This is a genomic window from Brevundimonas sp. (assembly GCF_965278935.1).
In the GTDB taxonomy this organism is placed as follows: domain Bacteria; phylum Pseudomonadota; class Alphaproteobacteria; order Caulobacterales; family Caulobacteraceae; genus Brevundimonas.
Window position 1 is genome coordinate 2,540,809 of record NZ_OZ257124.1, and the last position, 13,009, is coordinate 2,553,817.

14 protein-coding genes are annotated in these 13,009 nt (G+C 68.7%); 11 read left to right on the forward strand and 3 right to left on the reverse strand.

The window, feature by feature from the left end:
• Positions 1 to 12 precede the first annotated feature (12 nt).
• Genes gtdA through ACQY68_RS12735 form a run of 4 tightly spaced genes read left to right on the forward strand, consistent with a single transcriptional unit; the run spans position 13 to position 3,624 of the window.
• The gene (gene gtdA / locus ACQY68_RS12720) at positions 13 to 1,068 is read left to right on the forward strand and encodes a gentisate 1,2-dioxygenase (RefSeq protein WP_428149796.1); all 1,056 of its coding nucleotides are present in this window, start codon (positions 13 to 15) and stop codon (positions 1,066 to 1,068) included.
• Entirely contained in the window at positions 1,065 to 1,757 is a 693-nt protein-coding gene (locus ACQY68_RS12725) for a fumarylacetoacetate hydrolase family protein (RefSeq protein WP_428149797.1), read from the forward strand. Before gtdA ends, ACQY68_RS12725 begins: the two co-directional genes overlap by 4 nt.
• A gap of 4 nt (positions 1,758 to 1,761) precedes the next feature.
• A complete protein-coding gene (gene maiA, locus ACQY68_RS12730) occupies positions 1,762 to 2,391 on the forward strand; it encodes a maleylacetoacetate isomerase (RefSeq protein ID WP_428149798.1) in 630 nt (209 codons plus the stop codon).
• Between the two features lie 9 nt (positions 2,392 to 2,400).
• Entirely contained in the window at positions 2,401 to 3,624 is a 1,224-nt protein-coding gene (locus ACQY68_RS12735; protein WP_428149799.1) for an NAD(P)/FAD-dependent oxidoreductase, read from the forward strand.
• On the opposite strand, the gene ACQY68_RS12740 is transcribed toward ACQY68_RS12735, so the two are convergent.
• Complete coding sequence (locus tag ACQY68_RS12740) at positions 3,621 to 4,100, reverse strand: DUF3237 family protein (RefSeq protein ID WP_428149800.1); 480 nt, start codon at positions 4,098 to 4,100, stop codon at positions 3,621 to 3,623. The genes ACQY68_RS12735 and ACQY68_RS12740 overlap by 4 nt on opposite strands.
• A gap of 185 nt (positions 4,101 to 4,285) precedes the next feature.
• On the opposite strand from ACQY68_RS12740, the gene ACQY68_RS12745 reads away from it, so the two are divergent.
• The 7 genes from ACQY68_RS12745 to ACQY68_RS12775 all read left to right on the forward strand — a co-directional run bounded on the left by ACQY68_RS12745 (position 4,286) and on the right by ACQY68_RS12775 (position 11,027).
• Positions 4,286 to 4,933, forward strand: coding sequence for a TetR/AcrR family transcriptional regulator (locus ACQY68_RS12745; RefSeq protein WP_428149801.1), 648 nt, complete (start codon positions 4,286 to 4,288; stop codon positions 4,931 to 4,933).
• Positions 4,934 to 5,019: 86 nt separating this feature from the next.
• Complete coding sequence (locus ACQY68_RS12750) at positions 5,020 to 5,670, forward strand: DUF4129 domain-containing protein (RefSeq protein ID WP_428149802.1); 651 nt, start codon at positions 5,020 to 5,022, stop codon at positions 5,668 to 5,670.
• Complete coding sequence (locus tag ACQY68_RS12755; protein ID WP_428149803.1) at positions 5,667 to 6,893, forward strand: DUF4350 domain-containing protein; 1,227 nt, start codon at positions 5,667 to 5,669, stop codon at positions 6,891 to 6,893. Before ACQY68_RS12750 ends, ACQY68_RS12755 begins: the two co-directional genes overlap by 4 nt.
• Entirely contained in the window at positions 6,880 to 7,836 is a 957-nt protein-coding gene (locus ACQY68_RS12760; protein WP_428149804.1) for an AAA family ATPase, read from the forward strand. The genes ACQY68_RS12755 and ACQY68_RS12760 overlap by 14 nt, the downstream gene beginning before the upstream one ends.
• Complete coding sequence (locus ACQY68_RS12765; RefSeq protein WP_428149806.1) at positions 7,833 to 9,149, forward strand: DUF58 domain-containing protein; 1,317 nt, start codon at positions 7,833 to 7,835, stop codon at positions 9,147 to 9,149. Before ACQY68_RS12760 ends, ACQY68_RS12765 begins: the two co-directional genes overlap by 4 nt.
• A complete protein-coding gene (locus ACQY68_RS12770; protein WP_428149807.1) occupies positions 9,146 to 10,159 on the forward strand; it encodes a stage II sporulation protein M in 1,014 nt (337 codons plus the stop codon). Before ACQY68_RS12765 ends, ACQY68_RS12770 begins: the two co-directional genes overlap by 4 nt.
• Positions 10,149 to 11,027 (forward strand): RDD family protein, encoded by an 879-nt coding sequence (locus ACQY68_RS12775; RefSeq protein WP_428149808.1) that lies wholly within the window; start codon positions 10,149 to 10,151, stop codon positions 11,025 to 11,027. The genes ACQY68_RS12770 and ACQY68_RS12775 overlap by 11 nt, the downstream gene beginning before the upstream one ends.
• Positions 11,028 to 11,036: 9 nt before the next feature.
• Here the strand turns inward: ACQY68_RS12775 and ACQY68_RS12780 are convergent, their stop codons facing one another.
• Together ACQY68_RS12780 and ACQY68_RS12785 are read right to left on the reverse strand one after the other, a co-directional pair.
• A complete protein-coding gene (locus ACQY68_RS12780; protein WP_428149810.1) occupies positions 11,037 to 12,008 on the reverse strand; it encodes a YciC family protein in 972 nt (323 codons plus the stop codon).
• 78 nt (positions 12,009 to 12,086) lie between these two features.
• Positions 12,087 to 13,004, reverse strand: a complete 918-nt coding sequence (locus ACQY68_RS12785) for a LysR substrate-binding domain-containing protein (RefSeq protein WP_428149812.1) — start codon at positions 13,002 to 13,004, stop codon at positions 12,087 to 12,089.
• Positions 13,005 to 13,009 lie beyond the last annotated feature (5 nt).

Sequence of the window (13,009 nt, forward strand, 5' to 3'; positions counted from 1 at the left end):
GGACCCGGGATCATGTCGCACACCGTCCTCAGCAACGAACAGTCCAGCCAGCTCCAGGCGCTGTACGACGAGATGCGGCCCGCCAGCCTGACGCCCCTCTGGGAGGTGCTCGCCTCTCTCGTGACGCCGGAACCGACGTCCCCAGTCGTCGCCCACCGCTGGCGCTATGCCGACGCGCGCGACTACCTGATGCGCGCCGGCGACCTGATCAGCGCGGCCCAGGCCGAACGTCGCGTGCTGATCCTCGAGAACCCCGGCCTGCCCGGCGCCTCGCGGATCACCAACAGCCTCTATGCCGGCCTGCAACTGATCCTGCCGGGCGAGGTCGCGCCCTGTCATCGCCATACCCAGTGCGCCCTTCGCTTCGTGATGGAAGGCGAAGGCGCCTTCACCGCCGTTGACGGCGAGAAGGCCGTCATGCGGCCGTTCGATCTCGTCCTCACGCCGGGCGGCCAGTGGCACGATCACGGCAATCCGACCGACAGCCCGATGATCTGGCTGGACGGGCTCGACATCCCGACCGTCAGCCATTTCAACGCCAGCTTCTCCGAAAAGCTCGGCGTCGACGCCCACCCGGAGACGGTCCCTCCCGGCGACACCTCCAGCCGTTACGGGCACAACCTGCGCCCGATGCGCGGCAGCGCCGCCGACCGGCGCCCGACTCACCAGCCGCTGTTCCACTATCCCTATTCCGAGTGGCGCCCGGCGCTGGACCGGCTGGCTGCGGCCGGCGAGCCCGACCCGCATCTGGGCCACGCGCTGGAGTTCCTGAACCCCGCCAACGGCGGCTCGATCATGCCGACGATCTCGGCCCACGTCCGCCTGCTGCCGAAGGGGTTCGAGACCCTGGGTCGGCGTTCTACCGACGCCAGCATCTATGTGGTGGTCGAGGGATCGGGTCGCGCCTGGCTCAACGATGAGCCGATCGAACTTGCGCCACGCGACGTGGTCGTCGTGCCATCCTGGACGACGCTGCGGTTCGAGGCGGAAACCACTCTTGTGCTGTTCGGCTACTCCGACCGGGCCTGCCAGGAAAAGCTGAACCTCTACAGGGAAGAAAACGCGTGACCTTGACCTTCGAGCCCGCCACGACCGTCCTGGCGCCGACGACGACCGGCGAGAGCTTCCCTGTCCGCCGTCTGTTCTGCATCGGCCGCAACTACGCCGCCCATGCGCGCGAGATGGGCAAGGATCCGGATCGCGAACCGCCCTTCTTCTTCACCGGCTGGGCCGAGACCGTCGTGCCGGACGGCAGCATCATCGCCTATCCGCAGGCGACCTCCGACTATCAGCACGAGATCGAACTGGTCATCGCCATCGGCAAATCCGGCCGGAACGTTACGGAGGACCAGGCGCTCGGCCTCGTCTACGGCTACGCCGTCGGCCTCGACATGACCCGCCGCGACCTGCAGTTCATCGCCCGCGATTCCGGCCGCCCGTGGGACGCCGGCAAGAACGTCGAGGAGTCCAAGCCGCTGGGTCCGATCCGGCCCGCCGCCGGTTTCGATGAAGCGAAGGGCGCCATCACACTGACCGTCAACGGCGTGACGAAACAGACGGGCGACCTCGCCGAACTGATCTGGTCGGTGCCTGAAGTGATCGCCCACCTGTCGAGATTCTACCGGCTGGAGCCCGGCGACCTGATCTATACGGGCACCCCCGCCGGGGTCGGACCGGTGGTCCAGGGCGACGTACTGGTCGGCGCGATCGACGGCCTGGGCGAACTGACGGTCACCATCGGCCCGCCCGCAGTCTGAACCGATGATCCTTTACGGCTATTTCCGTTCGTCCGCCGCCTGGCGGGTCCGGATCGCGCTCAACCTGAAGGGTTTGAGCGCTGAGCCCAGATACCAGCATCTCAGAAAGGGCGAGCAGCGATCGCCCGAGTACCTGGCCGTCAATCCCCAAGGCCTGCTGCCGAGCCTGGTGCTCGAAGACGGCGCGATCCTCACCCAGAGCCTGGCGATCTGCGAATATCTCGACGAGCTGCATCCGGAGCCGCCGCTGCTGCCGTCGAATCCGGTCGCGCGGGCTCGCGTCCGCGCCTTTTCCCAGGTCATCGCCTGCGACATCCACCCTCTGCAGAACCTCAAGGTGCTCAAGGCGCTGGAAGCCAGGGGCCAGACCCCGGAAGAGACCCAGGTCTGGGCGCGGGACGTCATCGCCAGCGGCTTCGACGCCCTCGAGACCCTGGTCGCGGGTCATTCCCGCCCCTTCGCCTTCGGCGATCAGCCGTCGCTGGCGGACATCTGCCTCGTGCCCCAGATGGCCAACGCACGGCGTTTCGGCGTCGAACTGCGCTGGCCGCGCCTGCTCGCCGTCGAGGCCGCCTGCGCCGCCCTGCCCGCCTTCGCCGACGCTCATCCGGATCGTCAGCCGGACGCGGAATAGAGGCACGCCATGAAGGTCCTCATTGTCGGCGCGGGACATGCGGGAGGTTCGGCCGCCGCCTTGCTGCGGGCCTCCGCCTTCGAGGGTGAGATCGTGCTGGTCGGCGACGAGCCGGCGCCGCCCTATCAGCGACCGCCGCTGTCCAAGGCCTGGCTGAAGGGCGAGGCCGATCTGGACTTCCTTCTGCTGCGGCCGGAGACCTACTACGCCGAGCAGAACATCACGCTGAGGACCGGCGTCCGGGCCTCGTCCATCTCGCCGGAAGCGCGCACCGTGACCTTCTCCGACGGGACGGCGGAAACCTATGACGTGCTCGTTCTGGCGACCGGATCGACGGGTCGGCGGTTGCCGATCCCGGGCGCCGACCGGCCGGATCTCATCGAGCTTCGCACCATCGCCGACGCCGAACGCCTGAAGGCGCGGCTCGGCCCCGGCCGACGACTGGTCATCGTCGGGGGCGGCTACGTCGGTCTGGAGGCCGCCGCTTCGGCCCGGGCTCTGGGCGCCGAAGTGGTCCTGCTCGAACGGCTGGACCGGGTGCTGAAGCGGGTCACGTCCGAGCCCCTGTCCGCCTTCTTCACCGAACGCCATCGGCGTGAGGGCGTCGACATCCGAACCGGTGTGGACGTCTCCGCCTTCGAGGACGGCGGCGTGCGCCTTTCGGACGGCGAGCGGGTCGAGGCGGACGTTGTTCTCGTCGGTGTCGGGGCTCTGGCGAACGACGAGTTGGCCCGTACCGCCGGCCTGGACTGCGATCCGGCCGGATCCGGCGGCATCGTCGTAGATGAGACCGCCCGCACCTCGGACCCGGCCATTTATGCCATCGGCGACGTCACGCTGCGACCGATCCCGGCCCACGGAGTCACGATGCGGCTTGAGAGCGTGCCCAATGCCCTGGAGCAGGCCCGTCAGGCCGCCCACGCCATCGTTGGCCGTCCGCAGGTCGCGCCGGAAGTGCCCTGGTTCTGGTCGGATCAGTACGATGTGAAGCTGCAGATCGCCGGCCTCCCGGCAGAGGCCGACCGGACCCTGGTGCGCGGCGATCCCGCCAGCGGTCGTTTCGCGGTCTTCCACCTGAACGGCGACCGGATCGTCTGCGTCGAGGCCGTCAGCGCGCCGCCGGAATTCATGGCTGGCAAACAGCTGATCCAGAGGCGCACGCCGGTCGATGTCGACAAGCTCGCAGACCCTGCCGTGTCGATGAAGGCCGTGGCCCTGGAGCCCGCCGCCTAGCTCCAGGGATGGTCACCAGCGTCGGAGGTGGCCAGCCGATAGAAGCCGATCTCGATCCCGTCCGGGCCGCGTTTTCCGCGCGGGCGGAACTTCTCTTCGTTGAGCCAGCGGAACCGCATCGCGCCGGATTCCATCGTCGTCAGTCCGCGCGACGTCGCACCCGATTGATCGACCGGCCGCCCGGCGACGAGGTCGGCGCAGGCCTCGGGCGTCAGGAACCTTCGGCCGATATTGCTGATGTAGATCCGCTCGGCTTCCTCCGTCTCCAGCACGTAGCGGGCGTCGAGATCGATATGCCCCTCTGGCCGGATCAACTGCCAGTCGGCCCCGCTTTCCAGCACCCGGCCATGTAAACCCTCGCCCGAGAAGGTTCCGCCGAGGATCGGAATGACGCGGCGAAATCCACCCGGAACCGCGCCGATATCGACGGGCGGACCCAGGCTTATCCGCACCGTGAAGATCGCCTCACCAGTCACAGCATCGCCCGGGCCTGGCCTTGAGGCCTCATGTGTCGCGTCCCGTTCGACGGCCATTCGAACACCCATGCATCAGGAGAATCGCCGGGTGATCAGCACCGCACCGACGCTCCGTAAATTCCACTGTGCGGGAATAGCATGTCAAGCTGCGTTGCACCTGTTGGAAAGGCTGGTAATCCATGGACATGACCACAGCTCAGGCAGCCCGCCCTCCCGTAAAGCGCAGCAAGGGTCGACCCGCCGGCGACAACGACGTCGGGGGCGATCGCATATTGGCGGCGGCCGAGTCACTGCTCAAGACACTGCCGCCTGCCCGGGTGACCATCGCGCGGATCGCTCAGGAGGCGGGCGTCGATCCGGCGCTCATCCGCTACTATTTCGGTGACCGGACCCGTCTGTTGATGGCGGTCGCCGGACGCGTGACGGCCAACAAGCCTCACGCCGGCGCAAGGACGCTGGAGCCGCAGGCCGCCCTGATCGAACACATCCGCAAGACCATCGCGCTCGTCCGGTCGGCGCCCTTCATGCACCGGCTGATGGTCGAGGAACTCAACGCCGGCGGCACGGACGAGACGCGGGCGCGAACCCGCGACATGAACGCCGATCTGGTCGAGTTCTATCGCGAACTGCTTGAGGCGGATGGGGGCGAAACGCTCCGCGCCGTCGACCCCTTGTTTCTCCACGTGATCATCCTCGGAGCCAGCGACTTCTTCGTGTCGGCGGATCCGGTGATCACGCCCTTGCTGCCGCCCGGCACGGACAGGGATGAGCTGATGGCCCGGTTCAACACCTTCCTTGTCGATGTCCTGCTGAATGGCCTCAAACCCCGTTGACAGTGACGTCGCGGTGGGCCGCCGATGACCCGGCGCCATTTTCAGCCTGAGGTTGACGCCCTGCATCCTGCCGCTATGGCTTGATCGTGCCTTTGAACGCCCGCCCGCCCGTGCAGCAGACGACCGGTTCGGCGGACGACGCCCTGGCGCAGGCGCATTCGAAACTCCTCGCCGACGATCGCCTGCAATTCGACCGGACCGGTTTCACGCCGCCTGAAGTCCCGGGCTGGCTGCACTGGATCGGGGACGCCCTGCAGGCGATGGCGCCGCTCCTCAAGGTCGTCTTCTGGGCGGGGCTCGCCGTCATCGTCGCGACGATCGCCTGGTTCATCGTCCGGGAGCTTCTCCGACTTCGCCTGCCACGCCCGAAGGCCGAGAGCGCCGTCGCCGCGACGGAGCCCGACTGGCGACCGGATGAAGCGGCCGCGCGAAACCTGCTGGCCGACGCCGACGCCCTCGCGTCCGAGGGGCGCTATGCCGAGGCCGCCCACCTGCTGCTGATGCGCAGCGTCGAGGACATCGAGAAGCGCAAACCGCGCGCCATCAAGGCGTCGCTGACGACGCGCGAGATCGCGACGACGGCGTCGCTGCCCGAGGCCGCGCGACCAGCCTTCGCGCATATTGGCCGGGTCGTGGAACGCAGCCTCTTTGGCGGACGTCCGGTCGACGCCCGGGATTTTGCCGATTGCCGACGCGCCTATGAAGACTTCGCCCTGCCTGCGGGGTGGCGAGCATGAGCCTTTCGAAAGCGGGATCCGGCGCATTTTCGCCCCTGACCATGGTCGCGATCCTGGTGGTCGGGGTCGTCGCCCTTGCCGGCCTCGGGGTTCTGTCCGCCTACGCTCCGGAGCTGAAGTCGGGCGATGACGGCGGCGGCCATGCCCTGTCCAGATCCTCGGTCGGCTACGCCGCCCTGCCCCGCCTGCTGAGGGCGACCGGAACGCCGGTGGTGCTCAGCCGGGGTTCGCTCGGCCACGGCGCGGTCGATAGTCTGCTGGTCCTGACGCCTCCGGTCGGAACGCCACCCGAACGCCTTGAGGACATCCGGCACGACGGATCGATCATGGTCGTTTTGCCCAAGTGGAACTCCGCGGCCCTGCCCGACCACCGGGGCTGGGTCTCGACGGTCGGGGTGGTTTCCGCCAAGGACGCGCTGGCGGTCCTGCCGAAAGAGGTGCGTGCGGGCACCACCCTCTCCGATCTGTCAGGTCGACGGACAGTCTCCTTGCGCCTCGGGGCCGACGAGACCCTTAACGCGGAGCCGGTCGTCATCGACACCTACCGCAGGATAGCAGGCCCCCAATGGATCCCGGTCATCATCGACGCCGAGGGCGCGACGGTGTTGGCCGCCCATAGCGAGACCGGCCTCTATGTGCTGGCCGACGCGGACCTGCTGAACACCCAAGGCCTCAAATCCCTCGCCGGCGCCCGCACTGCCGTGGCTTTGCTGAACACCCTGCGCATGCCGGGTACGCCGGTTGTGTTCGACCTGACGCTCCACGGCTTCCAGCGCACGCGCAACCTGGGACGGCTGCTGCTGGAGCCGCCCCTGCTGGGCATGACCCTGGTCCTGGCGGCGCTGATCATCTTCGCCGGCTGGCAGGCGGTGGTGCGCTACGGCCCGGCGCGACAGAACCGCCGTGCAGTCGCCCTCGGCAAGCGCGCCCTGGCGGACAACACCGCCGCCCTCGTCCGCATGGCCGGCCGCGAGCATCACATGGGCAAACCCTACGCCCTGCTGGTCAGGGCCGCCGTCGTCCGCGCCATCGGCGCGCCGCGCACCCTGACGGGCGAGGATCTGGACGCCTTCCTCGACCGGGTCGGCGCCGTCGCCGGCGCGACCCGTCCCTACACAGCCCTGGCCGAGAGCGCCCGGGCCGCAAAGACCCCCGGCGACCTGATCCGCGTCGCCCGCGACCTCCACCGCTGGACCCAGGAGATGACCCGTGCACGTCAATGAGGTGAAGACCGTCGCAGAGCGCATCCGCGCCGAGATCGGCAAGGCGGTGATCGGGCAGGACGGCGCGATCGACCTGCTGCTGACCGCCCTGATGGCGGGCGGCCACGTGTTGCTGGAAGGCCCCCCGGGCACGGCCAAGACCCTGCTGGCTCACAGTTTCGCGCGCAGCGTCGGCCTCGACTATGGCCGCATCCAGTTCACGCCCGACCTGATGCCGGGCGACATCATCGGGTCGAACCTGTTCAACTTCCAGACCTCCAGCTTCACCCTGACGCGGGGGCCGATCTTCTGCGAACTGCTTCTGGCCGACGAGATCAACCGCACCCCGCCCAAGACCCAGGCCGCCCTTCTGGAGGCGATGCAGGAACGCCAGATCACCATCGACGGCCAGCCGCACGCGCTCGGCAGCCGCTTCATCGTGGTCGCGACCCAGAACCCGATCGAACAGCAGGGCACCTATCCCCTTCCGGAGGCCCAGCTGGACCGCTTCCTGTTCAAACACGTGCTGGCCTATCCGACCCTAGAACAGGAGCGCGCCATCATCGCCGCCCAGGGCGCCCGCACCGGACAGATGGACCCGGTCGCCCTCGGCGTCGGGGTCGTCGCCGACGGCGCCATGATCGACGCGGCCGTCGAGGCGACGGCCGGCGTCCGCCTGACCGACGAGGTCGTGGCCTATATCGCCGATCTGATCCGGGCGACCCGGGATTCCGCCGATGTCGAAACCGGCGCCTCGCCCCGCGCTGGGGCCATGCTGGCCGCAGCCGCCCGCGCCCGCGCGGCGCTGGACGGGCGCGACTATGTCATTCCCGACGATGTGAAGGCCCTGGCCGTTCCGGCGCTGCGGCACCGTCTGGTGCTGTCGCCGTCGGCCGAGATCGAGGGTCGCCGGGTCGATCAGGTTCTGGCCGGTCTGGTCGAACGGGTGGCGGCGCCCCGGTGATCTATCCGACGCGGCGAGCGGTCGTGCTGATGGCGGCGGGCGCGCCCGCCGCCCTGCTGCTCGGCGTGCTGACGCCGCAGGGCTGGCAAGCCGCTCCGTTGTGGATCCTCGCCATCGTCGTCCTGACGGCGATCGACGCCGCGCGCGCCGGATCGCGCGCCGCCCTGCGGCTGGAACCCCTTCCGGCCGTGCACGCCGCCGTCGGGCGTCCCGGCTCGGCCGAGCTGATCGTGCGCTTCGACGGCAGGGGTCCGCGGCCGCGGGAGGTCGAGGGCGCCGTGTCCGCCGACATGCGGCTGGGTCTCGCCGGCCAGTCCCGGCGAACGCCGCTGCACGACCGCGCCGCGGGGTTCGTCTTCCCCTTCACACCCGAACGCCGCGGCACGGTCGATCTGGAGACGCTCTGGGTGCGCTGGATCGGCCCCCTTGGGCTCGCGACCAAGCAGAAGGCCTTTGCGCTGAACCTGCCGGTCGCCGTGCTGACCGATATCCAGGCCGTGCGGGATCAGGCGATACGCCTGTTCGCCCGCGACGCCATGTTCGGGGCCAAGTCCCAGGTGCAGCTCGGCGAAGGCTCTGAGTTCCAGGCCCTGACCGACTACCAGCCCGGCGTCGATCGTCGCGCCATCGACTGGAAACAGTCCGCCCGCCACGCCTCGCTCCTGGCCAAGGAGTTCCACACCGAGCGCAACCACAACGTCATCATGGCCCTGGATTGCGGCCGGGTCGCCTGCGAGCCTGTCGGCGGCATGCCGCGCATGGACCGGTTCATCCACGCGGCCCTTCTGCTGAGCTACGCCTGTCTCCGCTCCGGCGACCGGGCCGGACTGTTCGCCTTCGATGCCGTCGCCCGCGTGAACACCGGTCCGCTCTCGAGTCTCAACGCCCAGCGCACGCTCCAGACGATCGCCGGCCGCATCGACTATTCGACGCATGAGACCAACTACACCCTCGCCCTCGCGACCCTCGCCAGCGGATTGAAACGGCGCTCGCTGGTGGTGGTGTTCACCGATTTCGCCGACTCGACCTCGGCCGAGCTGATGATCGAATCCCTCGGGCGGCTTCTGCGTCGCCACCTGGTCCTGTTCGTCGTCATGCGCGACGATGAACTCGAAAGCCTCATCGCCGCCGAACCGGTCGAACCCGAGGATGTGGCGCGGTCCGTGGTGGCCGCCGGCCTGTTGCGCGAGCGTGAGCTGGTCCTGACCCGCCTGCGCCGCATGGGCGTCCATATCGTCGAGGCGCCCGCCGACCGGATCGGGCCCGACGTGCTGAACGCGTATCTCGACCTCAAGCGAAGGGATCTGCTGTGACGGACGTCCCCTCCCCCCACACCCTGCGCAGCCAGCGGTTCCGCCGCGAGCGCGAGGCCGACTGGGCGCGTCTGGAACGGCTGATGGACAAGGTCGAGAAGGGCTCGGCAGCGAAGCTGACCGACGACGAGATCCTGGCCATCCCCGTACTTTATCGCTCGACCCTCTCGGCCCTGTCCGTCGCACGCGAGACCTCTCTGGATCAGGGCCTGGTCGAGTTTCTCGAGACCCTGTCGGCGCGGGCATACTTCTTCGTCTACGGCTCGCGAGCCACCTTGCAGGACCGGCTCGCCAGCTTCTTCAGCAACGACTGGCCGGCGTCGGTTCGGAGCCTTTGGCGCGAGACCCTGGTCTCGGGCGCCCTGATGCTGCTGGGCGCCGTCGTGGCCGCCTGGCTGGTCTCCGTCGAGCCCGACTGGTTCTACGCCTTCGTGCCTGCCGACCTCGCGGGCGGTCGCGACCCCGCCGCCTCGACCGAGACCCTCCGCGCCACCCTCAGCGGGGCGGACGAGGAGGCCGGCCTGTCGGTGTTCGCCGCCTATCTGTTCACCCATAACGCCCAGGTCGCGATCCTCGCCTTCGCGCTGGGCTTCTCCCTGTGCGTCCCGACGGCGCTCCTGATGCTTTACAACGGAACCATGCTGGGGGCCTTCTTCGCCCTGTTCGCCAGCCGGGGACTGGGCGTCGAGATCGGCGGCTGGCTGCTGATCCACGGCGTCACCGAACTGTTCGCGGTGACGCTCGCCGGGGCCGCGGGACTGAAGATCGGCTGGGCCGTCGCCTTCCCGGCCGACCGGTCGAGGCTGGACGCCGCCGTCGCCGCCGGACGCACGGCCGCCGTCGTCATGGGCGGGGTGGTCGTCATGCTGTTCGTCGCCGGCCTGCTGGAAGGTTTCGGCCGTCAGCTCATCGTCGACACCGGCGCCCGCTACGCGGTGGCGGCCTTCACAGCCCTGATCTGGGGGGCCTATTTCTACGGCCCCCGCGGGAGAGCCTTCCGTGGTCTCTGAGCCGATCGGCAAATCGACCGAACGCGTCTTCGTGACGCCCGAAGGCGTCGACCTGCGCCTCAATATCGGCGACGCCGGGCAGCGAGCCGCCGCCTTCCTGATCGACGCGGCGATCATCATGGCCGTGCTCGTCGGCCTGACCATTGCGGCGATCCTGATGAGTATCGGGGCCGGGGCGGCAGGCGGTTTCGCCGGCGTCGAGGTCATGGCCGTGATCTGGCTGCTGATCTTCTTCGTGCTGCGGAACTTCTATTTCACGGCGTTCGAGCTGTCGGCAGCGGCGGCGACCCCGGGCAAGCGGATGTTCGGTCTGCGGGTCGCGTCACGCGACGGCGGACGGCTGAGGGCGGAATCGGTCTTCGCGCGCAATGCGTTGCGGGAACTGGAGGTCTTCCTGCCCCTGTCCCTCCTCGCCAGTCGCGCGGAACAGGGCGGCGCCGATGGCTGGATGTGGCTGCTGGCCCTCGCCTGGGCCTGCGTCTTCGTCTTCTTCCCCCTGTTCAACAAGGATCGCCTGCGCGCCGGAGACCTGGTCGGCGGCACCTGGGTCGTGCGCACGCCCCGGCACAAGCTGACCCGCGACATGGCCGATGACGGCGCCGCGCGCCTGGCGCACTTCGTCTTCGAACCCGCCCAGCTCGATGCCTACGGCGCCAGGGAGTTGCATGTGCTCGAGTCCGTCCTGCGCCAGCGCGATCGTGGCACGATGCGGGCGGTGGCCGCCCGCATCTCGACGAAGATCGGGTGGCAGCGCGGCTTCGACGACCGCGACGAGGATTTCCTCAGCGCCTACTACGCCGCCCTGCGCGGACGGCTGGAACAGCGTCTGCTGATGGGCGTCAGACGTCGCGACAAGCACGACGTCTGACCGCAGGCCTCAGTCGAAGACGGACGCCAGCTGCTCGGGCCCCACGCCCTCCTTCACGCTGCGCAGTTCGTAGTACAGCGCCGCCGCCCCGGCCGCGCCAAGCACGGCGCTCAGGATGTTGCTGAGCGACGTCGTCAGCATGTTCACGATCAGATTGGGCGAGCCGGTCATGAAGCCTCCGCCCGACGCCGCGCCGATGCCCCCGGCCAGAACGCCGATGATCATCGAGGCCACGAACAGGATCACCGCCAGACCGAAAATCGGCCAGCGATGGCCCCGGGTCAGGTCACGGCTCCGTTGCAGGCTCTCCATAACCCCGCGACCTTCGACGACGACCGCCCCGGTCGCCACCGACCACATCACCGCCAGGATGATTCCGGGGACGATCAGCAGGATCATGCCCAGCATCGTGCCAAGTCCGATCACGATCCCGAGGCCCAGCAGCGGCAGGAACAGCTTGATCCCCGCCTCGAAGGCCGCCCCGATGCTCATCGCCTTGCCGTTGAACCCGGCCACGGTGACCTTCACCACCATGCCCTGCAGCACATAGGCGCCGACGATCCAGAACACCCAGCTGACGCCGACGATGGCGAGGGCCGTCGTGGTCTGACCTTCGAGAAGTTGCGACTGGCCATAGACCTGCGCCACGCTCGGAACGCCCACGAGCAGTATCGAGCCGATCAGGAATGTGACGCCGTTCTGGCTGATCGAATTGAAGGTGCGCTGGATGACCCGGCCCAGATCGAAGGCGCCGTGGACGGATCCGTCGCGCGAGGCCGGGGCCTGTCCGACGGGCGGGCCGTCGAGCGCATAGACCTGGGTCGCGACGCCCTCGTGGGCGATGAAATCGACCCGCTGTCCAGCGACGAGCGGTGGCGCCGAACGGATCGAGGAGGCGCTGAAATTATAGATCTCGCCGTTGTCGCCGGTGATGGTCCCGCCGCCGGCGCCCTCTCCGAATGTGGTCACCTGGCCACGCATGTCATCTCCCGAGTGCTGAAGTCGATGATCACCCGACGATCTGACGGACACAACCCCTCGTAGCAGTCCGCCGTGTCGCTAGTCCTGCTTTGCCAGATTGGCCCTGACGACCCCCAGAAACGCGTCCGCGAGACGATCCGGGCCGGAGTTGGCGGAGGTCGCGAAGCCGTACTCGTGGCGAATGCCGGGCGTGAATCGCCTCAGGACCGCGCCGTCGCGAACATAGGGCTTCGCCAGCCGCTCGTTGACGATGGCCACGCCAACGCCGCGCGACGCGAGCGCACAGGCCGAGGCGATCGTGTGGGTCTCCACCTTGACCCGCGGCACCACGCCCGCGTCGGCGAAAGCCGCCTCGACCTGGGCCCTGAACCGCTGCCCCTGACCCAGCAGGATCAGCGGCACGCCGCGCATGTCCGCCGCCGCGATGGTCTCCTGCGCCGCCAGCGGATGGCTGGCCGGCAGGACGCAGGCGCTCTCGCTGACCAGCACCGTCTCGGTCCTCAGGTCCGCGCGGTTGTGGGGCAGTTTGACGAATCCCGCGTTGACCGCTCGCGACGCGATCATCGCCTTGGCGACCTCGACCCCGTGGGAGTCGATCGACAGATGCACCTGCGGATACTGCTCCAGAAACCGCTGGATCATATCGGGCAGGATCGCTTCCAGGATGCTGGGCGGCGCGACCAGGCGCAGGTGACCCACGCGGAAGTCAGAGATGTCGCGGGCCAGCGACTGCACCCGGTCGACGTTGTCGAGCGCCCGTTCCACCTCCTGATGCAGAAGCAGGCCGTCGGCGGTCAGCATCAACCGGCCCCGGTCGCGGTGGAACAGCTCGAATCCCACGTCCCGCTCGAGCTGCGCCAGCAACCGGCTCGCGGCCGGCTGACTCAGGTCCTGCGACCGCGCGGCGCTCGTCACCGAGCCCAGCCGGACGATCGCGTGGAAGATCCGCAGCGCTCTCAGGCGGATCGTCTGGCGGCCGTCGGCGTCCGGCGTCATGGCCT